This window comes from Rhodanobacter sp. B04, assembly GCF_002001125.1.
Taxonomy (GTDB): Bacteria; Pseudomonadota; Gammaproteobacteria; order Xanthomonadales; family Rhodanobacteraceae; genus Rhodanobacter.
The window spans coordinates 184,519-205,304 of the sequence record NZ_MUNV01000009.1 but is presented as its reverse complement, the minus strand read 5'-3'; the positions used below and the strand labels follow the sequence as shown (position 1 = coordinate 205,304).

The 20,786-nt window shown below is 63.0% G+C and carries 22 protein-coding genes and 1 tRNA gene; 10 read left to right on the top strand and 13 right to left on the bottom strand.

The features are described 5' to 3' along the window. Window positions 1-84: 84 nt before the first annotated feature. The 7 genes from queC to B0E46_RS08600 all read left to right on the top strand — a co-directional run bounded on the left by queC (window position 85) and on the right by B0E46_RS08600 (window position 4,714). Window positions 85-780, top strand: coding sequence for a 7-cyano-7-deazaguanine synthase QueC (gene queC, locus B0E46_RS08630; RefSeq protein ID WP_077555503.1), 696 nt, complete (start codon window positions 85-87; stop codon window positions 778-780). A 65-nt stretch (window positions 781-845) separates the two neighbouring features. After that, window positions 846-921 (top strand) — tRNA-Lys (locus B0E46_RS08625). A gap of 163 nt (window positions 922-1,084) precedes the next feature. After that, a complete protein-coding gene (locus B0E46_RS08620; protein ID WP_077555373.1) occupies window positions 1,085-2,305 on the top strand; it encodes an integrase arm-type DNA-binding domain-containing protein in 1,221 nt (406 codons plus the stop codon). 98 nt (window positions 2,306-2,403) lie between these two features. Continuing rightward, a complete protein-coding gene (locus tag B0E46_RS17310; RefSeq protein WP_139350479.1) occupies window positions 2,404-3,174 on the top strand; it encodes a hypothetical protein in 771 nt (256 codons plus the stop codon). Window positions 3,175-3,237: 63 nt separating this feature from the next. Continuing rightward, complete coding sequence (locus tag B0E46_RS08610; protein ID WP_077555371.1) at window positions 3,238-3,468, top strand: transcriptional regulator; 231 nt, start codon at window positions 3,238-3,240, stop codon at window positions 3,466-3,468. Next, complete coding sequence (locus B0E46_RS08605) at window positions 3,465-3,932, top strand: hypothetical protein (protein WP_077555370.1); 468 nt, start codon at window positions 3,465-3,467, stop codon at window positions 3,930-3,932. The genes B0E46_RS08610 and B0E46_RS08605 overlap by 4 nt, the downstream gene beginning before the upstream one ends. After that, window positions 3,929-4,714 (top strand): DUF927 domain-containing protein, encoded by a 786-nt coding sequence (locus B0E46_RS08600; RefSeq protein WP_077555369.1) that lies wholly within the window; start codon window positions 3,929-3,931, stop codon window positions 4,712-4,714. Before B0E46_RS08605 ends, B0E46_RS08600 begins: the two co-directional genes overlap by 4 nt. Here the strand turns inward: B0E46_RS08600 and B0E46_RS17305 are convergent. The 5 genes from B0E46_RS17305 to B0E46_RS08580 all read right to left on the bottom strand — a co-directional run bounded on the left by B0E46_RS17305 (window position 4,642) and on the right by B0E46_RS08580 (window position 10,227). Next, window positions 4,642-4,935 (bottom strand): hypothetical protein, encoded by a 294-nt coding sequence (locus B0E46_RS17305; RefSeq protein ID WP_139350478.1) that lies wholly within the window; start codon window positions 4,933-4,935, stop codon window positions 4,642-4,644. The two genes, B0E46_RS08600 and B0E46_RS17305, sit on opposite strands and share 73 nt — an antisense overlap. 206 nt (window positions 4,936-5,141) lie before the next feature. Further along, window positions 5,142-7,034: a hybrid sensor histidine kinase/response regulator gene (locus tag B0E46_RS08595; protein WP_254425095.1), complete on the bottom strand. Its 1,893-nt coding sequence runs from the start codon at window positions 7,032-7,034 to the stop codon at window positions 5,142-5,144. Window positions 7,035-7,193: 159 nt separating this feature from the next. Then, the gene (locus tag B0E46_RS08590) at window positions 7,194-7,910 is read right to left on the bottom strand and encodes a VTT domain-containing protein (RefSeq protein WP_077555367.1); all 717 of its coding nucleotides are present in this window, start codon (window positions 7,908-7,910) and stop codon (window positions 7,194-7,196) included. Further along, window positions 7,907-8,464 (bottom strand): nucleoside deaminase, encoded by a 558-nt coding sequence (locus B0E46_RS08585; protein WP_077555502.1) that lies wholly within the window; start codon window positions 8,462-8,464, stop codon window positions 7,907-7,909. Before B0E46_RS08585 ends, B0E46_RS08590 begins: the two co-directional genes overlap by 4 nt. A 2-nt stretch (window positions 8,465-8,466) precedes the next feature. Further along, on the bottom strand, window positions 8,467-10,227 hold the full coding sequence (locus tag B0E46_RS08580) for a glutamine--tRNA ligase/YqeY domain fusion protein (protein WP_077555366.1): 1,761 nt from the start codon (window positions 10,225-10,227) through the stop codon (window positions 8,467-8,469). A 136-nt stretch (window positions 10,228-10,363) separates the two neighbouring features. Between B0E46_RS08580 and B0E46_RS08575 the strand changes: the two genes are divergently transcribed. Beyond that, complete coding sequence (locus tag B0E46_RS08575; RefSeq protein WP_077555365.1) at window positions 10,364-10,642, top strand: DUF2007 domain-containing protein; 279 nt, start codon at window positions 10,364-10,366, stop codon at window positions 10,640-10,642. Window positions 10,643-10,695: 53 nt separating this feature from the next. Next, window positions 10,696-11,214 (top strand): adenine phosphoribosyltransferase, encoded by a 519-nt coding sequence (locus B0E46_RS08570; protein WP_077555364.1) that lies wholly within the window; start codon window positions 10,696-10,698, stop codon window positions 11,212-11,214. On the opposite strand, the gene B0E46_RS08565 is transcribed toward B0E46_RS08570, so the two are convergent. The 8 genes from B0E46_RS08565 to B0E46_RS08535 form a co-directional block, all read right to left on the bottom strand. Further along, window positions 11,138-11,524: a DUF1801 domain-containing protein gene (locus B0E46_RS08565; RefSeq protein WP_254425101.1), complete on the bottom strand. Its 387-nt coding sequence runs from the start codon at window positions 11,522-11,524 to the stop codon at window positions 11,138-11,140. The two genes, B0E46_RS08570 and B0E46_RS08565, sit on opposite strands and share 77 nt — an antisense overlap. A 281-nt stretch (window positions 11,525-11,805) precedes the next feature. Continuing rightward, window positions 11,806-12,192, bottom strand: a complete 387-nt coding sequence (locus B0E46_RS17300; RefSeq protein ID WP_139350477.1) for a hypothetical protein — start codon at window positions 12,190-12,192, stop codon at window positions 11,806-11,808. Window positions 12,193-12,770: 578 nt separating this feature from the next. Next, window positions 12,771-13,139, bottom strand: coding sequence for a hypothetical protein (locus tag B0E46_RS08560; protein WP_139350476.1), 369 nt, complete (start codon window positions 13,137-13,139; stop codon window positions 12,771-12,773). Between the two features lie 225 nt (window positions 13,140-13,364). Then, window positions 13,365-13,964: a hypothetical protein gene (locus B0E46_RS08555; RefSeq protein WP_077555361.1), complete on the bottom strand. Its 600-nt coding sequence runs from the start codon at window positions 13,962-13,964 to the stop codon at window positions 13,365-13,367. 2 nt (window positions 13,965-13,966) lie between these two features. Then, the gene (locus B0E46_RS08550) at window positions 13,967-14,548 is read right to left on the bottom strand and encodes a DUF3501 family protein (RefSeq protein ID WP_077555360.1); all 582 of its coding nucleotides are present in this window, start codon (window positions 14,546-14,548) and stop codon (window positions 13,967-13,969) included. A 113-nt stretch (window positions 14,549-14,661) separates the two neighbouring features. Continuing rightward, entirely contained in the window at window positions 14,662-16,005 is a 1,344-nt protein-coding gene (locus tag B0E46_RS08545; RefSeq protein ID WP_077555501.1) for a heterodisulfide reductase-related iron-sulfur binding cluster, read from the bottom strand. Between the two features lie 136 nt (window positions 16,006-16,141). Beyond that, window positions 16,142-16,561, bottom strand: coding sequence for a rubrerythrin family protein (locus B0E46_RS08540; RefSeq protein WP_077555359.1), 420 nt, complete (start codon window positions 16,559-16,561; stop codon window positions 16,142-16,144). Window positions 16,562-16,688: 127 nt separating this feature from the next. Beyond that, window positions 16,689-17,651 carry a LysR substrate-binding domain-containing protein gene (locus B0E46_RS08535; RefSeq protein ID WP_077555358.1) on the bottom strand — a complete coding sequence of 321 codons (963 nt, stop codon included), beginning with the start codon at window positions 17,649-17,651 and terminating at the stop codon, window positions 16,689-16,691. Window positions 17,652-18,000: 349 nt separating this feature from the next. Here B0E46_RS08535 and B0E46_RS08530 point away from each other — a divergent pair, with 349 nt between their 5' ends. Continuing rightward, window positions 18,001-20,679, top strand: coding sequence for a M1 family metallopeptidase (locus B0E46_RS08530; protein ID WP_077555357.1), 2,679 nt, complete (start codon window positions 18,001-18,003; stop codon window positions 20,677-20,679). Window positions 20,680-20,786: the final 107 nt, after the last annotated feature.

Genomic DNA, 20,786 nt, shown 5'->3' with positions numbered 1-20,786 from the left:
ATTCACTCCTGTTTTATGCGCGCCGGCCTGTGCTGCCGGTGGCGCCTGCGGCCGGTGACCGGCCACTCCAAGGTGAAAAACATCATGTCCGAAAACATTCTACGCAAGGCTGTCGTGCTGGTTTCCGGCGGCATGGACTCGGCCGTCACGATAGCGCTGGCGCGCGAGCAGGGCTATCAGGTGCACGCCCTGAGCGTGGCCTATGGCCAACGGCACAACTCCGAACTGGCCGCGTCCGACCGCGTCTCGCGCATGCTCGGTGCGGTGGAACACAAGACCGTCGGCATCGACCTGCGCAGCATCGGCGGCTCGGCGCTGACCGCCGACATCGACGTGCCGCTGGACGACAGCGCACACGACGGTGACGGCCACATCCCGGTGACCTATGTGCCCGCACGCAACACCATCATGCTGTCGATCGCGCTGGGCTGGGCCGAGGTGTTGGGTTCCAGCGACATCTGGTGCGGCGTCAACGCGGTCGATTACTCGGGCTATCCGGATTGCCGGCCAGCCTTCATCGAGGCCTTCGAGGCGTTGGCGAATGTCGCCACCAAGGCCGGCGTCGAGGGGGCGGGTATCCGCATCCATGCGCCGCTGATGCGCATGAGCAAGGCGGACATCGCGCGCGAGGGCCAGCGCCTCGGGGTGGATTTTTCGGCCACGGTGAGTTGTTACAAGGCTGACGACGAAGGGCGCGCCTGCGGCCATTGCGATGCCTGCCGGTTGCGTGCGCAGGGCTTCCGCGAGGCAGGCCTGCCCGATCCGACGCATTACGTCTGAACGGATGCTTGCTTGTGCCGCTGACGCCCAGCCCGTAAAATTGTCCGCTTGAGTTTTCTCATGATGGGTCGTTAGCTCAGTCGGTAGAGCAGTAGACTTTTAATCTATTGGTCCCGAGTTCGAATCTCGGACGACCCACCATCTTACGTTCCAACGCAGTCCAACGAAGGCCGACAACCCTAGCGACAGCAAAGGTTTCGGCCTTTTTTGTGCCCGATACCGTCCAATCTAGTCCATTGCAATCTGGGGGCAACTGGGGGCAACATCGGGGGCAACAGCACCTATCTCCGTGAGGGTTGCCCCCATGACGCTTACATCCGTCGCAATCCGCAATGCCAAGCCCAGCGACAAGACCCAGCGCCTATTCGATGGCAGCGGCATGTACTTGGAGCTATCGCCATCAGGTGGCAAGTGGTGGCGCTTGAAGTATCGGTACGGGGGCAAGGAGAAGCGTCTATCCCTCGGCACCTACCCAGATACCAGCCTCGCTGATGCACGCGAGAAGCGCGACGCGGCTCGCAAGCTACTGGCTTCTGGCGTCGATCCGGGCGAACAGCGCAAGGCCGTCAAGGCTGCTGGTGAGGAGCGTGCTGCGAACAGTTTCGAGGTGATCGCGCGCGAGTGGCATGCCAAACAATCTGCAACATGGGTGGATCTGCACGCCAGTCGAATCATGTTGCGGCTGGAAAATGACGTATTCCCGTGGCTTGGTAGCCGGCCGATTGCCGATATTCCGGCTAAGGAATTCTTGACGACGGTCAATCGCATTGTTGGCCGCGGTGCGGTCGAGTCCGCACATCGCGTGTTGCAGTACTGCAGCCAGGTGCTGCGTTATGCCATTGCCACCGGTCGCGCCGAACGCAACCCGGTTGCCGACTTGCGCGGCGCGTTGCCGCCGGTCAAACAAACCCATCACGCGGCCATTATCGAGCCGGCAGCCATCGGCGGACTGCTGCGCGCGATCGACGGCTATCAAGGATCGTTCGTCACCAAATGCGCGTTGCGGCTGGCACCCTTGTTGTTCGTTCGTCCCGGCGAGCTTCGACATGCTGAGTGGGCCGAATTCGATCTGGACGGCGCGCAATGGAACCTGCCGGCCGAGAAGATGAAGATGCGCGAGCCCCACCTTGTCCCGCTGGCACCGCAAGCTGTGGCGATCCTGCGCGAGCTCCACGAGCTGACCGGGCGAGGGCGCTACGTGTTCCCCAGTGCGCGCGGCCCAAAACGCCCCATGAGCGATAACGCGGTGCTTTCGGCGTTGCGTCGCATGGGCTACACCTCCGACGAGATGAGTGGCCACGGCTTCCGCGCGATGGCGCGCACCGTGCTGGATGAGGTATTGCACTTCCGTCCCGACTACATCGAACACCAGTTAGCCCACGCAGTGAAAGACCCGAACGGTCGCGCGTACAACCGCACAGCGCACCTAGCCGAGCGCCGGAAGATGATGACCGGATGGGCGGACTATCTGGACACGTTGAAGGTGGGCGGCAACGTCCTGCCGATGACACGCAAGGTAAGTTGATCGACAACCGTTGAACGCCGCGCCTAGGACGGCCATCCGAACTCCGGGCACCTTCCCCGGCTGGCGCGGCACCTATTGGAGGGCGCAGAGGTGTGCGCATGTCGGAATATCTGTTGCAAGAATACCGACCGATTGCTAATTCACTTTTGACTAAACATCGGTTATCCGTTCCCGACGAAACGTGCGACATGTTGGCAAAGACCATTATGTACTTGCATCGTGTGCCCCGTTCCGAAAGACGCGAACCATACTCACCCGTTGCAGCATTGACCAAAGCGACGAAGCACGTGCGCGCTCTTCTCAGGTATGCCGAAAAGCCGTCTACACACAAGGACAGTGTTCCGAAGCGTTGTGCCAGCCTTCATGCTGCATTGCTGAGTAGCGGAATGCTGGTGTTTGAACTGGGCGTGGCTCAGGTAGAACGCGATGAATTTGAGTACGCCGCGCTGCTTGATTCACTTGAGGCAGGGCACCCGGATGTTTCGTCCTTGGCAATGCTGCTTGACTCACTGAACAACATTCAATCGAACCAAGGCGATTGGCAAAAGGTGGGTCGACCGTGGGGGTCGGCTAAGCGAGTTGTTCGTGACGGCTGTATCGCATGGTGGAGTGCTGGTCGCACCGATAGCTTTACGTGGAATGATGATCGAGAAGAGTTGCTTGGGCCAATGCCTGACTTTCTTCGCGACCTTATAGCGTGCTGCAACGGTACGCATGAATTGATGGTGCAGCACAAGCGTACACATCGCCCCGAGCTACCAAAGGGGTATGAATTTAAATGGCCGAAATCGAAGGGTGACAGCCTGAGGGTGACCGACAAGTCACTACAAATGGCCATCATAGACTGCAAAAACGAGGGACTTATTTAGCTTCGACGGTGAATTCCGTCCTTTCTAGTCTTGCTTCGAACCTACTGGAACGGAGCTGGACAAATGCACAACTTCCCTGTAACCGGTTTCGCGCGCTTGCCACAAATCATCGGCAAGCCTGCAACCGAAACTGAGCCGGCAATCCCAGCGATCATCCCTGTCAGCAAATCCACATGGTGGTCAGGCGTTCGATCCGGCCGCTACCCGCAGCCGACACGTGCACTGGGCGACCGCATCACTGCATGGCGATGGGAGGACATCATCGCCTTAATTGAGAAAGGGGGCGCGGCATGACCCGGCCCGAAAGCAGCGCCAGCCCCAACCTGAGTCCGTCTGCGCTGCTGCTGGCGCGACTTGAAGGCGTCCAAAAGACCGGCAACGGCTGGCGCTCCATGTGCCCAGCCTGTGGCGGCAAGTCCCGTAAGCTAAGCGTATGCGAGGGTGACAACGGCACGTTGCTGGTGACCTGTTTCAGTTGTCATGACACCCCAGCGGTCCTGGCCGCGGTCGGATTGACCATTGCTGACCTGTTCACCGATCGCATCCGCGACCAGACGCCAGGGGGTCGACGCGAGGCACGACGTGCGTTCAAGCAAACAGCATGGGCCGCTGCGCTCAGTGTCGTCGGACGTGAGGCGAAGGTCATCAGCATTGCCGGTTACGATCTGGCTGCGGGTCTGGTGCTGAGCAAGACGGATGCCGACCGGCTGGCGCTCGCTATTGATCGGGTCGACGCGGCTCGGGACGTGCTTGTATGACCGGCGCACCCGAGAAGTTGCCGGCCAGCATCCGCAGTCTGGACGAACGGGCCGACCGTGACTTGGCTGTGATCGAGAAAGCACGCAAAGGCAAGTTGAAACCCGCCCACACCAAAACAGGCGGAGATGACCGGGACAGTGGGGACACCGCACCGCACAAGGGTTTGGATCGTCCCCAGCCTTGCAGGGTTACTGGGGACAGTGGGGACAAACTGCCGCGCGCACACTTCGATCTGCTGCACGAATGGACTGGTGGACGCGCGCCTGGCGTCTACTGGGTTGGCGTCATCACCGATCATGAATCGGGGGCCGTCATCGGTGAGGCCGATCCGCAGTGGATCTGCTCGCCGCTGACCATCGCCGCACTGACGCGTGACCCACAAAGCTCCGAATGGGGGCGTCTGCTGGTGTTTCCCGACAACGACGGCAAGGAACATCGCTGGGCTATGCCGATGCGCATGCTGGCAGGCAGTGGTGAGGAACTGCGCGCGGAGCTGCTGAGCGAGGGACTTGTGATTGCTTCAAACCCCAACACTCGCCGAATGGTCACTGACTACATCGCGCGCGAGAACCCCGCAGTGACAGCCCGATGCGTTGCCCGCACCGGCTGGCATGGCGATGTGTTCGCGCTGCCGCGTGAAACCTTCGGTGACACTGAGGCGGAGCCAGTCATATTCCAGACGGCCGCGTCGGATGGTGTTGCGCTTGGTCAGGCCGGCACGCTGGATGGCTGGCGCGAGCACATTGCCCAGTGCCCAAGTACTCCGACTGGTGTTGCATGAGTCGACACCGGAAGCGCAACTTTGCCCTGACTTTCAGCAAAGGCGTTTGCCTGCTTGATCACATCAGCTTGAAGCCTTGCCTGACTGCCAAAGATGCCGGCGTGGTCTTCTTTCGACAGCATGTAGGTGTTGCCTGATAGCCGAACGATGCCGGGATTCGCGCAGCCGCTCAGAATTAGAAAGAAAGTGGCAAACGCTACAGCGGATGTGATCTTTTCCATGATTGCTCCCCCTTGGCAATTGGCAGCTTACAGGCGAGTCGCCGGAATCCGATGGGGGCAACTTTGGGGGCATCTCGGAATCGTCGAGTGTCTTAATCGTTGCAGCCCAAGGCTTGCGACGGTCAGTTCAATAGACGGACGACAATTCGCAGAGCGCCCCATGGGCGCTCTTTTTTTGTCCACCGCCTGGGTGTGGCGGGACCGCTTCAACTGCTCCCGCGTGCGGACATCCACACGGCCTGCATCGTGGCGCGCAGCAGCTGCGGCGAGACAGGCTTGTGCAGCAGGGGGATTCCACGGGCGGTGACTTCGCTCAGTCGATCCTTGCGGGTTTCGCCAGTGATCAGCAGGCGCGCGAACGGTGCTTCGCCATCGCGCAGATAGTGCTGGTCGAGTACGGCAAACACATCGAGCGCGCGCTCCCCATGGCGCAGGTGCAGGTCGGAGATCACGAGGTCTGCCGGCGCTGGCCAGTTCTCGACCGCTTCGAGCGCCTGCAGCCGATCCTCGGCGACGGCCACCTCGCAACCCCAGCTGTGCAGCAGGAAGCGGATGCCGGAGAGCGTCGCCGGATCGTCGTCCATCACCAGCACGCGCTTGCCGGAAAGATGATCGGCCGGCATGTCGTCGCCCGGCGTCGCCGGTTCTTCTCGGGCAGCAGCACCAGGCAATTTGAAGTGGAACACGCTGCCGCGCCCCAGCCGGGATTTTACCCGCACTTCGGTATCGAGTAGCTGAGCCAGCCGTTGCACCGTGGCCAGGCCAAGGCCGAGGCCGCGCGACGAACTGTCGTGATGATGATCGTCGATGCGGTAGAACTCGTCGAACACGCTGGCAAGATGCTCGGGGGCGATGCCGCGGCCGGTGTCCCATACCTCGATGCGCAGATGATCCGCACCCTCGCGGCGCGCGCCGATCAGCACGCCACCGAGATGGGTGTAACGCAAGGCGTTGCTGATCAGGTTGTTGAGCATGCGTGTCAGCATGGTGCGATCGCTGCGCACCCACAGGCCGGTGTGGCGTGTGGTCAGCTGCAGCCCGCGCTGTTCGGCCACCATGTCGAAGTTGCGGCAGACCTCGATGAAAACCCGATCGAGCGGAAATTCGCTGAGTTCGACCTGGATCGCACCCGACTCCAGTCGCGACAGGTCGAGCAGCTCGCTGAACAAGTGATCGAGCGACTGCACGCATTCCTGGATATGCGCGATGCGGTCCAGTCGGCGCGGATCGGTTTCGTCGACCGCAAGCGCCGCGGAGAACAGGGTCAGCGCATACAGCGGCTGGCGCAGATCGTGCGAGGCCGCCGCGAGAAAGCGTGCCCTGGCCACACTGGCAGCTTCCAGTGCGGCGTTCTTGTGGGCCAGTTCAAGCGTGGCCTGCTCGATCTGTTGTTGCATGCCGCGTTGTATGTCGAATAGCGCAGCCGACGCGTGATTGAAGCCCTGCTGCAGTTCGCCTATCTCGGTACGATCGGTCACGGCCACCACGACCTTGCGGTTGCCGGCGCCGAGTTGTTGCACGGCGTCGGCCAGATGGCGCAATGGCGCGCTGATCCAGCGCGCGGCAAGCCAGCCGATCAGCCCTGCGACCATGAGACTCAGCAGCAGCACGAGCAGGGCGTGGCGCAAGCTTGCATGCTGGGCGGCAATCGCCTCGTGCAGGCTCACCCCGACCAGCACCGAGCCGAGTACCGTTGTTTGCCCGGACGGGGCGCGATCGACCACGTCGCGCATCACGGTCAGGATTTCCTGCGGGTGGTGGCTGTCCTCCGGTGCGCGATGGTCGGCAAGGATCTGTCCGGCCGCTGTGCGGATCTGCACCCGCGTCACATGCGGCAGTTCGCCGACCGAGTCGGCGATGCTCAGCAGCTCGCGCAATTGCTGGTTGCGCAATGGCTGCACGCAGATCGAGGCGGTCTGGATGGCAACGGTGTCGGCATTGCTTTGTGCCATGCGCCGCAGATTGACCAGTTGATGCCGGGTCAGCAGGGTTACCAGCAAGGCGGCGGTAATCAGCGTGGGCAGCATGGCGATCAGGGCCAGGCGCTGCATCAACGACGTCCGTTGCCACAGCCGCGTGGGCCAGGAGTTCGTCGCCATCTTCATTTGCCGGATGCCCCCTGGATCGCCCGCATGCGAGAACGTCGAGCTGCTTCAGTGTTTCGGTCACCTGATGCCGGTGTGGCACAGCTGCGCATCACACTAGCGCGAAACGGCCGGATTGGCAGCTGTCACATAGGCAGCATGGCTCTGGGCGCCTCAGTCGACGTGGTGGCTGCTGCGGCGATACCGCCGGGTCATCCGTTCGATCAGCAAGGGCAGCAGTGCGAGCAGGGCGATCGCTCCCAGCGGCAGCAGCACTTCGCGGTGCATGAACAGGCCCACGCTGAACGTGTCGCTCCGGCCCATGGCGTTGCCCAGGCCGGCGCCGATCGAGGTTTCGAAGAGCAGGGTGATCGTGCCGCCCAGCCAGCTGGCGCCGATGAACAACCATAGCGGGCAGCGCAGCCAAGCCAGCGCGACAGTCACTGCCCCGAACGGCACCACCGGCACGAAGCGCAGGAACAGGGTGTAGCTCACCGGGTGCCGCTCGAAGCCGTGGTGCAACTTCGCCACGATGGCCGGCGGATGTCGGCTGCCGGCGCCGAACGCGTAGCGGCTGGCCAGGTACAGGATCAGCGAGCCCAGCGTCAGCCCCACCGATGAGCACAGCGTGCCGTCCACCACGCCAAACGCAAAGCCGCCGGCGAGGATCACCACGATGGTGCCGGGCAGGCCGGTGGACATGGTCAGGGTCAGCAGGCCGATGAAGGCGAGCCGGGTCGCCCACGGATGTTCGGCGATATGTGCGTGCAGTTCGTTCTGGTGCGCCACCAGCTGCTGCGGAGTCAGCTGGTCGAGCCAGCCGGAGGCGAACAGCACGATGCCGGCCAGCACCAGCAGGATCAGTGGCAGCGCGGCGCGCCAGCGGCTCAATACGATGTGCCGCCAGCGCCATAGGCGGCCAGCACGGTGCGCGCGTGGTCGCGCAGGATGTCGCGGCGCACCGCGATGTGGCGGCGCTGCAGTTCGCCGATCCAGTCGGCCGGCAACGGACCTTCGTCGAATTGGGTGAGTTCCTCGACGTCCTCCGAGCGCGCGCCGATCAGCAGCTCGTCGATGCCGGCCCAGATCGTGGCGCCGTAGCACTGGCAGCACGGCTGCGCGCTGGTGGCCAGAATGTAGCGACCACCCTGTTCGTTGAGCCGGAACGCCGCGAGGCGTTGTTGCGCCGTCATGTACGCCATCATTTCCGCGTGCGCCACCGAGCAGGTCTGCGGCACCACGCGGTTTACGCCGACCGAAACCAGTCGACCGGCCTCGTTGAACACCGCGGCGCCAAACGGACCGCCATGGCTGCGTTCGACATTGTGCTTCGACAGCTCGATCGCCAGGCCGACCTTGTCTTCATCGGTGAGGTAGCTGCGGCTTTCATCGGCAACTTCGCCAATCCATGGCGGCAGGGTGAGGTGGATCTGCAATCGCAACATGCTCAGGCTCCCGCTGGCTTCGCCCATACGTCGCGCAGGGTCACGGTGCGGTTGAACACCGGCGCCGCGGCACGATGATCGACGCGGTCGGCGACGAAATAGCCCAGTCGCTCGAACTGGAAGCGCTGCTCCGGCTCGACCCGCGCGGCAGCCGGTTCCAGCCACGCCTGCACCACGCGCTTGGCATCCGGGTTGACGTGATCGAGCCAGCTCTTGCCGTCTTCCTCGCTGTCCGGCGCCGCCACGGTGAACTGGCGGTCGTACAGGCGCACCTCGGTGGCCACCGCATGCACCGCGCTGACCCAGTGGATCGTGCCCTTCACCTTGCGGTCCGCACCGGGCAGGCCGTGGCGGGTTTCCGGATCGAGCGTGCCGCGCAGCTCGGTCACGTTGCCGTCGTCATCCTTGATGACCTGCTCGCACTTGACGATGCCGACGCCGCGCAGGCGCACCTCGCCATCGGGTTTCAGGCGATGGAAACCTTTCGGCGGCAGCTCGGCGAAATCCTCGCGCTCGATCCACACCTCGCGCGCAAACGGCACCTGGCGCGTACCGAAGCTCTCGTCCTTCGGATGGTTGGCGAAGGTCAGGCTTTCCTCGTGGCCTTCGGGCAGGTTGGTCAGCACCAGCTTCAGCGGATCGAGCACGGCCATGCGGCGCGCGGCGGTGGCATCCAGGTCCTCGCGTACGCAGTTCTCCAGGATCGCGTAATCGATCACGCTGTTCTGCTTGCTCACGCCGACGCGCTCGATCAGCAGGCGCAACCCGGCGGGCGTGAAGCCGCGCCGGCGCAGGCCGCGCAGCGTGTTCATGCGCGGATCGTCCCAGCCGTCGACATGGCCTTCGCTGACCAGCTGCGCCAGCTTGCGCTTGCTGGTGATGCAGTAGCTGAGGTTGAGGCGCGAGAACTCGATCTGGCGTGGCTTGGCCGGCTTGGCCTCCAGGCCCGCGGCGACCACCGACTGCCACAGCTCCGGATGATTCGGCAGGTCGACCTTGTCGACGAACCAGTCGTACAGCGGGCGGTGATCCTCGAACTCCAGCGTGCAGAGCGAGTGGGTGATGCCTTCCATCGCGTCGGACAGGCAATGCGCGTAGTCGTACATCGGGTAGATCGGCCACGCGTCGCCAGTGTTCTGGTGGGTGACCTTGCGGATGCGGTAGATCGCCGGGTCGCGCAGGTTGATGTTGCCGGCGCTCATGTCGATCTTCGCGCGCAGCGTCTTGCTGCCGTCGGCGAATTCGCCCGCGCGCATGCGGCGGAACAGGTCCAGGTTATCCTCCACGCTGCGCTCGCGGTACGGCGAGTGGCGGCCGGGCGCGGTCAGCGTGCCACGGTACTCGCGCATCTCCTCGGCGGTGAGGTCGTCCACGTAGGCCACGCCGTCCTCGATCAGCTTGAGCGCCGAACGGTAGAACACCTCGAAATAATCCGAGGCGTGGCGCAGCGAGTGCCAATCGAAGCCGAGCCAGCGCACGTCGTCCTTGATGCCCTCGACGAACTCCGGATCCTCCTTGCCCGGATTGGTATCGTCCAGGCGCAGGTTGCACCAGCCCTTGAACTCGCCCGCGATGCCAAAGCTCAGGCAGATCGCCTTGGCGTGGCCGATGTGCAGGTAGCCGTTCGGTTCCGGCGGAAAGCGGGTATGCACCACGTGATGCTTGCCCGAAGCCAGGTCGTCGCGCACGATCTGCCGGATGAAATCCTGGGGAACGGCCGCAGTCGGAGTGGCGGGAGCGGCGGCGGGATTTTCAGTCGACATCGGGCAAAGCTCGCGTGCGGTGGCGGAAACGCCCAAGTTTACCCTGTCGGCGCCATCGGGCGCAGATCGCCAGGATTCGCGCGATGGGACAAGGCATCGCTTGCCCCGCGCCCGCGCCGGGGTTAGCGTGCAGGTCATGCACACCGTCTATCGCGCCGAAAACCTGTTCGATGCCCATCTGGTCAAGGACGCACTGGAGGCCAGCGGCGTTCCGGCCTTCATTGCCGGCGAATACCTCACCGGCGCGGTAGGCCAGCTGCCGGCGATGAACTACATCGAGGTGCGGGTGCCCGAGTCGAGCCTGGCGCTCGCCAGCGGCATCGTGGGCGAGGTCGAGGCCCAGTTGAGCGAGGCCCGACTGGCCATCGACGAGATCGGCGAACAGCCCGACGGTCCGCTGCTCATGCCCTGCTGAGCCGCATCGCGCCAGCACTGCTCCACAATCGCATCACCCTCAAGGGAAGCTGCATGCAAGACCTCGCCGCCCTGATCCGTGCCGTACCGGATTTCCCCACGCCCGGCGTGATGTTCCGCGACGTCACCCCGTTGCTCGCCGACGCCGGTAGCTTTGCCTGCTGCATCGACGCGCTGGCCGAGCCGTGGCAGGGCAGTGGCGTGCAGGCGGTGTGCGGGATCGAGGCACGCGGCTTCATCTTCGGTGCTGCGCTGGCGCAGAAGCTGCACGCCGGGTTCGTGCCGCTGCGCAAACCCGGCAAGCTGCCGCCGCCGGTAGCGACGGTGGACTATCAGCTGGAATACGGCAGCGACCGGCTGGAGGCGCAACGCGATGCGCTGAAGCCCGGCGAGCGCGTGCTGATCGTCGATGACGTGCTGGCCACCGGCGGCACGTTGGCGGCGGCGCGTGCTCTGGTCGAACAACTTGGCGGCGAGCTGGTAGGCGCTGGCGTGGTTATCGAACTGATCGCGTTGCATGGGCGGAATCGTTGGCCCGGGGGACCGCAGTTGCACAGCCTGTTGCATTGCTGAAACTTTGCCTGTGCGTCGTTGCGACCTGGTCCGCTTCGAGGCGCTGCTTCATATCGACATAGGCGGCATGGATGAGCTTCGTCAGCGCTACGTCATCGACCGGCTGAGCGGGCCTGAGCTTGACGTGGCGCATGAACCTGCCGGTGCCTTCAAGCAGGTCGCCCGGATCGGCAAGCTCGACGCCACGAAAGAATCCAATGTTGACGTGGGCCTTGAAGGCGTTGGCGTAGGCGAATGCCGCGTCACCCACACATGCCGTGGGATGACCGTCATGCAACAGTTCCAGAACATCGTCTCCACAGTTACGCATGATCTCAAACCAGCACCGCGCGATTTCTCCCAATTCATCCGCATGCGCTTGCATCCATGCCTCGACGGCTTGATCGCGCTTGGTGGCACTCGGAAATCGCAGCAGTTGGCTCATCGCGCTTTTACTCTTGCCGTATTACGCACTTGCTCCGGCGCCAAGCTGAGTTGGCGCGGTGGTTGCGCAAGCAAACGCCGTGACAATGTACCTTGGTCGTTCAACAACAGTTTGTTATGTTTCGAGTTTCTTGGAAACATGTTCCATTAGGGATGATCAGACCATCCTTAGCGCGTCCGCTTGAATGAACTTTTAGGCGCGCCAATTATGGTTGCACCGAATATGCCCACGTGAAAGCCAGCATGCTTCAGTTTTCGGTTTGCCTTATAGTTAAGTACGAGAATAATGGCTACGTTGGCAAATGGTAGAAGCATTGATGCGAGGCATAGATATTTTTTGAGTGGCTTATATTCCAAACCATTGCAAATATCCAGAACACCTAAAAAACCAAGTAACAGTAGTATGCCTAGGACCGGGAACGGAATGCTTGAAAAGCGCGGCACATTTACAGCGACAGCCACGGCTATAAAGTAGCCTGCAATTGCTGTCATGACCATCCTTTGGCCTCGGGCTAGGGCAAGATGGCGAGAGCTTGGGTGGCTAGCATCGTTCATGGTTGCAGTCCTTGCCTAACGCTGGAGTTCAGCGGTGCCGGAGGCGTCCGCCTTGAACTAGTAGTTAGAAGCCAACTCGTAGGTGGATAAGCTGCAGCTCTTGCGCATATGAAGGCCCACCGTACCTGCGATCGAAAGGTGCGGCACGAAGAATATGTCCTGAAAGAACATACAAAAGATAAATTTGGCCGGGCCTGACCTCGACACTCTTGAACATGTCAGCAACGTAGCAACTCACCGTAACGCCACTTTGCCAAGATAGCGGCAATATGCCAGAAGCGTGGCCCTTAAAAGCGCTGATGACGGAAAAAGTGGCTGAGGAAGAGTCCATAGGTGCGGAAATTGTGCGGGCAACGACAATTAGATCAGCTTGGTCTGATAGTTCTTTGACGAGTTCTTGTTGGCGAGCGAAGTCAACGGCGTCCTGAGCGGATTGTTCTGCCTGCGTCGTAACCTGACAACAGGTGCCAGTACCAGGGAGGGCTGCTAGACCTAATGTCAATATTAAACGAAGAATTCTCATTGGCATCTAACGCTGGAGTTAAGCGGCGGCGGAGCCGTCCGCCTTGAACGAATTGTTAGCCTGGGCCGGCGCGCTTTTCTGCGATTGAGCCAAGTAGACCAAGTGCTTCGTGACGCATGTTTGGAGCTGCATCTTTGAATGTCTCGGCTGCCGCCTCGGCCTCGTCTAAACGGCCAAGAGCTAAAAGTGACATCGTCTTGTACATCAAATGCATTGAGCTCGCCGGAAATCGCTGGAGGCGCGCCGAGGTAAAGGCAAGTAACTCCAAGTGCTTGCGGGTTTCCCACAGGCTTTTCATTTTTTGATAGTCGCCGTTATGCCGAGAGTTTCGATAGTTGCAGGCGATATTTCCGAGTAAAACGATGCCAAGCACGCCTGTGAGGATCCAAAGGTGGATCTGCATTGCGGCTAGTTGAGCTGCCATATCCTGTCCGATGAAGGCTAACGCTTAGTATTAATACACCTCAAAAGTGAGGTGCTGCGCCGAGTATGTTGCCCTGGCTGTGCTCCATGCAAGTCGCGAATTTCCTTTTTAGATAAGACGTTGCGTCGGGCTGACGTGCTGGGTGAGCTTTTGGGGACGTCGTGTTATCCGGCACTTTTGAGGGTGTATGAGTTACGTCCGAAAAATCGGGGGGTGTAATAGCCATCACGGCGTGACGATATCGAGGCTCTCCACATAAACCAGCTCGCATGCGCCGGCGCCGACATCGTCGCGGGTCATCGAGGTGTTCCAGTGCCAGCCGTCGGGGCGGCTGGCGTCGACCAGGAAGCCCTCGATGTGCACGACCTCGCCCGGACGTAATTCCTTAAGTGTGTGCAGCACGCCGGCATCGGCGGGGATCATGTGCATGTTGGCGCTGTGTGTCTCGATCTCGCGACGCGGGATCGGGAATTGCTTCACGTGCCAGTAGTAGAAGCGGTCTGACTGGCTGATCTCGATGCTCGCCAGTACCGCGCTGTCGGACATGCGGCCCCAGCCGAGCGCGAGGTCTTCGGGGATCAACTTGCCTTCGGCGCCCCAGGAATAATCGGCGCGCGACAGCACGCGGGCGGTGAGGATGAAGCGGGCGCGCGTGCTGAGGGTAACGTCGCCGCGTTGCAGCTTCGCGCCATTCTCGATGTCGTCCTGCTCGGGTTCGTCCGGTGCCAGCACGCCGGGTGGCTGCTGCAGCGGTCGATGCCGCCACCACGAGGCTCCTCCCCACAGCACCAGCAGCAGGGCGATGGCGACTATGAACTTGCGCATGTTCAGCTGAAATCGGCCGCCAGCATGCAGCGCTGTTCGGGTGTCAGGGTGGCCTCCACCGGCATCGCCGGCAATGTCGAGGCCAGCGTGACTGCTGCGCCGGCATTCCAGTCGGCGATCATCGCTGCGCCGAGCTCGAAACGCAGGAAATGCACGGCGGCGGTTTTTTCGTCGTTGCTGCGCTCCATGTCCTCGTCGGCGATCGCGGTGACCGGCGCGTGCCCATACACGGTCAGCGTGATGGCGTGCTCGATGTGGCGCAGACGTACCAGCTCGCGTTTGCGCTGCTCGACGTCGTCGTACTCGATCAGCAAGGTGGCCTTGAGATTGCGGCCATCGGGGATCAGCGGATTGTAGGCGTCGAGTTCATCCTGGATGCCGGCGGTCTCGAAGATGCGCTCGATGCGCAGCATTTCCTGCACTTGGTACTGCACGCTCAGGCGATCCTCGAAGATCAGCCTGAGATGTTCGCCGAGGTGCACGCTGCGCTGCTTTTTGTGTGCGATCACGCGGGCGCGGAATTCGCCGCGTTGCTGCGCGTAGGCTTCGAGGGTGAGCAGGTCGGCGCGGGTCAGTTTGTTCATGGAACCAGGAGTGAGTGGAGAGGGGTGAGATAGTGAAAGGAGAGCAAAGTGCGGAGAGCGGCTTGGCGAGCGGCGAGGGTTTCACTCACTGCTCACTCCTCTCCACTCGCTCCTCAAATGCCATAAGCCTTGCGCAGCAGGCTCAGCGGATGTTCCGCCGCCGGTTTGTCGTCGAGGCCGTGGGCGATATGGCCGCCGGCCATCGGGCAGTCGCTGGTGAAGTGGTCGGGATCGGCCTGCTCGACGCGATTTTCCACCGGTTTGGCCAGTTTGCGCGAGAGCGCATAGGTCGCATGCTTCACGCCGTAGGTGCCGTCGTGGCCGGAGCAGCGCTCGATGGTGATGACTTCGGTGTCCGGCACCAGTTGCAGGATGTCGCGCGTTTTCGGCCCGATCTTCTGCACGCGCTGGTGGCACGGTACCTGCCAGGCGACCTTGCCCAGCGACTGCTTGAAGTCGGTCTGCAGCAGGCCGGCCTTGTGCCGCTCGGCGAGGTATTCGAACGGATCGAAGAAGCGCTCGCGCACCAGCGCCACGTCGGCATCGTCGGGGAACATCAGCGGCAGTTCCTGCTTGAACATCAGCACGCAGGACGGGATCGCCGCGGTGAAGTCCCAGCCTTCGCGCGCCATCTTGGCCAGCAGCGGGATGTTGCGCTCCTTGTACTTCTTCACCGTCTGCAGGTCGCCCAGTTCCAGCTTGGGCATGCCGCAACAGCTTTCCTGCTCGACAAGTTTTGTCGGGATCGCGTTGTGGGCAAGGATCGCAGCCAGGTCCTCGACCACGACCGGATCGGAATGGTCGCAGTAGCAGGTGGCGAACAGGGCGAGCTTGCCGCGCGTACGGCCGGCCGGTGCCGCCGTACCGCTGCCGTCGAGATCGCGCAGACGCCTGCGCGCGGTGGGCGTGTGGTACTCGGGCACCCGCGCGTCGGCATCGACGCCCATGGTTTTCTCCAGCAGCTTGCGTGCGCCCGGGTTGCGGTTGGCGGCGTTGATCACCTGCACCACCACCGGGATCGAGGCGAGCTTGCCGACGGCGCGGGTGTTGGAAAGGATCTTCGCCGAAAGCGGAGCGCCATCACGCTCGAACGCCACCGCCTTGGCGCGCAGCATCAGGTGCGGGAAATCCACGTTCCACGGATGCGGTGGCGTATACGGACACTTGGTCTGGTAGCACAGATCGCACAGGTAGCACTGCTCGGTGACCTTGGGATAGTCGGCCTTGTCGACGCCGTCGATCTCCATCGTGTTCGATTCGTCGATCAGGTCGAACAGGGTGGGAAAGGCATGGCACAGGCTGACGCAGCGGCGGCAGCCGTGGCAGATGTTGAACACGCGCTCCAGCTCGGCGTCGAGCGCCTGCTGGTCCATGAACTCGGGGTTGAGCCAGTCCAGCGGATGCCGGGTAGGCGCTTCCAGGTTGCCTTCGCGGGTGCCGCCGATCGGCTCGGCCATCATCGTCTCCAAGACCCGGATGGGACTTGCTTGAACGCCGCCATTCCCGCGCAAGCGGGAATCCAGTGACTTCAGGAACCCGGGTAGTACAAGGCACTGGATCCCCGCTTGCGCGGGGATGACGAGCTTTATTCCCTCAGCCCAGTTCGCCCAGCGCCTTGGTGAAGCGGTTGGCATGCGAGCGTTCGGCCTTGGCCAGCGTCTCGAACCAGTCGGCGATCTCGTCGAAGCCTTCGTCGCGTGCCGACTTGGCCATCCCCGGATACATGTCGGTGTATTCGTGGGTCTCGCCGGCGATGGCGCTTTTCAGGTTCAGGTGGGTTTCGCCGAACGGCAGGCCGGTGGCGGGGTCGCCCACGTTTTCCAGGTATTCCAGGTGGCCGTGGGCGTGGCCGGTCTCGCCTTCGGCGGTGGAGCGGAACACCGCGGAGACATCGTTGTAACCCTCGACGTCTGCCTTGGCGGCGAAGTAGAGGTAGCGGCGGTTGGCCATCGATTCGCCGGCAAAGGCGTCTTTCAGGTTCTGCTCGGTCTTGGAGCCTTTCAGGTTGCTCATGACATCACCTCGTGGCGTTGGGCTGGGAGGGGTTGCGAGTTGGCCTTGGCGGTCGTGACCGGCCGAGCGTAGCGCCCGGCGGGCAGCGGATGAAATTGATTGTGTCGATGGAGCGGATAGCTTGTGGCTATCGGCGTGCAGTACGGCGTTTCGTCGCTGGCGCGGCCAGCGGCGTGGCAGCGGTGTGGGCGTCGAGCAGGTCGGCCGGCAGCTGCTGGAAGATCGCCGCGAGCCGGCGCAGGAACCCGTCCATCGCCGAGCTCTTGCGCCAGACCATGGCGATGCGCCGGCTCGGCGGATGGCCCTTGAACTCGATCAGGTGCAGGTTCTCCACCGGCGCCACCGGCGGCTTCACCGCGGTGACCGGCAGCAGGGTGATGCCGACATTCGCCGCCACCATCTGCCGCAGTGTCTCCAGGCTGGTGGCGCGGAAGCCGCTGCGCTCGCCGGCGCCGGCCATGTGGCATACCTCCAGCGCCTGATCGCGCAGGCAGTGGCCGTCTTCCAGCAGCAGCAGGTTCTGGTTGGACAGGTCGTCCAGTTTCAGTTGTGCCTGCCTGTGTGCCAGTGGGTGGTCGCCGGAGACCGCCAGCAGGAACGGTTCCTCGAACAGGAACTCGGTATGCAGGCTGTCCTCGTGCAGCGGCAGGGCGAGGATGCCGGCATCCAGCTTGCCTTCGCGCAGCAGGCGCAGCACTGCCTCGGTCTTCTCCTCGACCAGCAGCAGTTCCAGCCGCGGGAACGCCGCGCGCACCAGCGGCAGCGCGTGCGGCAACAGGTAAGGGCCCAGCGTCGGGAAGATGCCCAGCCGCACGGTGCCGGATTCCGGATCGAGCGTGCGCCGGGCCACGCCGCGGATCTGCTCGATCTCGTTGAGCACGTCGCGTGCGCGGATGGCGATGTCGCGGCCGACCTCGGTCAGCAGCACCTTGCGCGGCGTGCGTTCGACCAGCGGCACGCCAAGCTCGTCCTCGAGCTTCTTGATCTGGGTGGACAGGGTCGGCTGGCTGACGAAGCAGGCGTCCGCGGCGCGGCCGAAGTGGCGATGTTCGGCCAGTGCCACCAGGTATTGCAGATCCCGCAGGTTCATCGTGCGCCTCGCTGAAGCAATAGATTCAACCTATGGCAGCGATGGTAACAATCAATTTGAACGATGCAAGCATGGGTTCTATGGTTTGTGCCGTCGGCGTCGCCCATGGTGTCCCCGCCACCCGACGGGCCGACAGCAGCCCATGCGCGTCAGGAGTCCCCTCCCTCCCTGATGCGCAGACCCCACCGGCGGTGAAGTCATTTCACCGCCGGCTTTTTTTCGCCCTCATGCAGGCGGAGCGCGCCGGGTGTGCCGGGTTTCGGGCGCGGAGCTGCCATGCCTTCTGGCACTGGGTCGAAAGTCATGTTGGGTCTTAGCGTGGGTGTTCTACACAACCCAGGGAAAGCCCATGCGCCGCATCGTTCGCCCCCTCCTGACGACCGCGCTCGCCGCCTGCTGCGGTGCTGCATTCGCCACCACCGAACAAGCGCCCCAGGGCCGCCTGCCGCACTGGGCGGTGCCGCAGTCGTACCAGCTGTCGTTCAAGGTCGATCCGGCGAAGGAGGATTTCTCCGGCACCACCACGATCAAGGTCAAGCTGACCCAGGCTTCCGACCACCTGTGGCTGGACGGTAATGAGCTGAAAGTGTCCAAGGTGGAAATCACCGACGCGGCCGGCAAGGTGCATGCGGGCAAATACGTCAATGCGGATCCCAAGGCCGGCGTGGTGCGGGTGGATTTCGGCAGCACGCTGAAGCCGCAGGAGCTGACCTTGCGCTTCGACTACACCGCGCCGCTCAATGCGCAGCTGCAGGGCCTGTACAAGGTCAGCGCCAAGGGCCAGCCGTATGCGATGACGCAGATGGAGCCGATCAGCGCACGCTTCGCGTTTCCGAGCTTCGACGAGCCAGGCTTCAAGACGCCATTCGATATCAGCCTGACGATTCCCGATAGCGATACCGCGGTGGCGAACACCCAGCAGACCAAGGAGACGCCGGCCGGTGCCGGCTGGAAGACGCTGACCTTCGCGCAGACGCTGCCGCTGCCGACCTATCTGGTGGCGTTCGGCGTGGGGCCATGGGACATCGCCAAGGGTCCGGACATCGCGCCGAACGCCTATCGTTCCACGCCGCTGCCGCTACGCGGCATCGCCTCCGCCGGCGAAGCCCATCGCATGTCGCATGTGCTCGGCGAGACGCCGAGCATCATCCAGGCGCTGGAGAACTACTACGGCTTCGGTTATCCGTGGGACAAGCTCGACGTGCTCGCCGCGCCGGACTTCGCCGCCGGTGCGATGGAGAACGCCGGCCTGGTCACCTTCCGCGACTGGCTGCTGCTGCTCGACAAGGATTCGCCGGCGCGCAACGTGCAGGGGTCGTTCAACGTCACCGCGCACGAGCTGGCGCACCAGTGGACCGGCGACACGGTGACGCTGGAATGGTGGAACGACATCTGGCTCAACGAGGCGTTCGCCACCTGGATGCAGCAAAAGGTGACGATGCAGGTGCATCCGGAATACCGCGCCGATCTCGACCGGGTGCGTGGCGTGCAGGGTGCGATGAGCAGCGACAGCCTGGTCAGCGCGCGCAAGATCCGCCAGCCGATTACCGGCAATGGCGACATCGAGACCGCATTCGACGGCATCACCTACCAGAAGGGTGCCGGCGTGATCGCCATGTTCGAGAACTACGTCGGCGAGAAGACCTTCCAGAAAGGCATGCAGGCGTATATCCAGCAGCACAAGTTCGGCAATGCCGTGGCCAGTGATCTGGTCGGCGCGATCGCCACGGCCGCCGGTAAGGGCGACGCGTTCAAGCATGCGTTCAACAGCTTCCTCGACCAGTCCGGCGTGCCTTACGTGCAGACCAGGCTGGAGCAGAAGGATGGCAAGACCGTGCTGCATTTGAGCCAGAGCCGCTACCTGCCGGTCGGCAGCAGTGGCGATGCGAAGCGCATCTGGGGCGTGCCGGTGTGCGTGCGTTACGGCACGGCGGACGGCAGCAAGGTCAGCTGCGACATGCTCGACCAGGCGACCGGCTCGATGGTGCTGGCCGACGCCAGCAACCCGACCTGGATCATGCCGAACGCGAATGCCAGCGGCTATTACCGCTTCAGCCTGGGCAAGACCGAACTGAGCGGCCTGATCAAGCAGGTCGGCAAGCTCAGCGACGCCGAGCAGTTGGCGTATGCCGACGCGGTCAACGCCAGCTTCCGCCATGGCGATCTGGATGCCGGCGACGTGCTGGCGGCATTGCAGCCGCTGACGAGCTCGAAGATCCGCGAGGTGAGCACCGCTCCGCTGAGTCAGGTCGAATGGATTTACCACAACGAAGCCACCACCGATGCCCAGCGTGCCCGTCTGGCCGCATGGGTGAAGGACGCCTACCTGCCGCGACTGGAACAGCTTGGCTACCGGCGCAAGGCGGGCGAATCCGAGGGCGATGCCTTGTTGCGCAGCACGCTCGCCAGCAGCCTGGCGTTCGACTTCAAGTTGCCCCAAGTGCGCGCAGCCCTGCTCAGGCAGGGTGAGGCTGCACTCAAGCCCAGGCCGGATGGCCGCCTGGATCTGACTGCAGCCGATCCTGATCTGCTTGGTGATGCGCTGGGCGTGGCTGCCCAGGAGCAGGGCAAGCCGGCAGTCGATGCCTTGCTCGGCGAGCTGCCGAAGACCAGCGACGCAGCGCTGCGCAACAGCATCCTCGGTGGCCTGTCGAGCGTGGAGGATCCTGCCCTGACCGACGCGGTGCGCAACTTCGCGCTGGACAAGCAGGTCAAGGTGGGCGAAATGGCCATGCTGCTGATGGGCGATCGCGACACCAACACTGGCCGCGATGCGATGTGGCAATGGTTCACGACGCACTACTCGCAGGTGCTGGCGCGCACCGGCAGCTTCGCGGGCGGATACCTGCCGCGACTGGCGGCAGGCGGTGGCTGCTCGCAGCCGGAACACGATCGCCTGCAGGCATTCTTCAAGTCGCGCATGCAGGACGCCGACGGCATCGATCGCGGCCTGGCGCAGACCAGCGAATCGATCCAGTTGTGCAGCGCGCTGAAGGCGAAGCAGGATCCGGTGGCGATCATGCGCTGAAGGCGTGGCAGGGCTTCAAGCAGGCCGGTACCTGCAAGGTGCCGGCTGCTTCGGCCATTCATCGGGGCACCCGTCTGGTCCGGGTGCGGTGAGGTTTTTCGGCGCGG

Coding starts and splice junctions, on each gene's coding strand:
- queC (WP_077555503.1), top strand. CDS start 85: ATGTCCGAAAACATTCTACGCAAGGCTGTCGTGCTGGTTTCCGGCGGC.
- B0E46_RS08620 (WP_077555373.1), top strand. CDS start 1,085: ATGACGCTTACATCCGTCGCAATCCGCAATGCCAAGCCCAGCGACAAG.
- B0E46_RS17310 (WP_139350479.1), top strand. CDS start 2,404: ATGTCGGAATATCTGTTGCAAGAATACCGACCGATTGCTAATTCACTT.
- B0E46_RS08610 (WP_077555371.1), top strand. CDS start 3,238: ATGCACAACTTCCCTGTAACCGGTTTCGCGCGCTTGCCACAAATCATC.
- B0E46_RS08605 (WP_077555370.1), top strand. CDS start 3,465: ATGACCCGGCCCGAAAGCAGCGCCAGCCCCAACCTGAGTCCGTCTGCG.
- B0E46_RS08600 (WP_077555369.1), top strand. CDS start 3,929: ATGACCGGCGCACCCGAGAAGTTGCCGGCCAGCATCCGCAGTCTGGAC.
- B0E46_RS17305 (WP_139350478.1), bottom strand. CDS start 4,935: ATGGAAAAGATCACATCCGCTGTAGCGTTTGCCACTTTCTTTCTAATT.
- B0E46_RS08595 (WP_254425095.1), bottom strand. CDS start 7,034: ATGGCGACGAACTCCTGGCCCACGCGGCTGTGGCAACGGACGTCGTTG.
- B0E46_RS08585 (WP_077555502.1), bottom strand. CDS start 8,464: ATGTTGCGATTGCAGATCCACCTCACCCTGCCGCCATGGATTGGCGAA.
- B0E46_RS08580 (WP_077555366.1), bottom strand. CDS start 10,227: ATGTCGACTGAAAATCCCGCCGCCGCTCCCGCCACTCCGACTGCGGCC.
- B0E46_RS08575 (WP_077555365.1), top strand. CDS start 10,364: ATGCACACCGTCTATCGCGCCGAAAACCTGTTCGATGCCCATCTGGTC.
- B0E46_RS08570 (WP_077555364.1), top strand. CDS start 10,696: ATGCAAGACCTCGCCGCCCTGATCCGTGCCGTACCGGATTTCCCCACG.
- B0E46_RS08565 (WP_254425101.1), bottom strand. CDS start 11,524: ATGCGTAACTGTGGAGACGATGTTCTGGAACTGTTGCATGACGGTCAT.
- B0E46_RS17300 (WP_139350477.1), bottom strand. CDS start 12,192: ATGAACGATGCTAGCCACCCAAGCTCTCGCCATCTTGCCCTAGCCCGA.
- B0E46_RS08560 (WP_139350476.1), bottom strand. CDS start 13,139: ATGGCAGCTCAACTAGCCGCAATGCAGATCCACCTTTGGATCCTCACA.
- B0E46_RS08555 (WP_077555361.1), bottom strand. CDS start 13,964: ATGCGCAAGTTCATAGTCGCCATCGCCCTGCTGCTGGTGCTGTGGGGA.
- B0E46_RS08550 (WP_077555360.1), bottom strand. CDS start 14,548: ATGAACAAACTGACCCGCGCCGACCTGCTCACCCTCGAAGCCTACGCG.
- B0E46_RS08545 (WP_077555501.1), bottom strand. CDS start 16,005: ATGGCCGAGCCGATCGGCGGCACCCGCGAAGGCAACCTGGAAGCGCCT.
- B0E46_RS08540 (WP_077555359.1), bottom strand. CDS start 16,561: ATGAGCAACCTGAAAGGCTCCAAGACCGAGCAGAACCTGAAAGACGCC.
- B0E46_RS08535 (WP_077555358.1), bottom strand. CDS start 17,651: ATGAACCTGCGGGATCTGCAATACCTGGTGGCACTGGCCGAACATCGC.
- B0E46_RS08530 (WP_077555357.1), top strand. CDS start 18,001: ATGCGCCGCATCGTTCGCCCCCTCCTGACGACCGCGCTCGCCGCCTGC.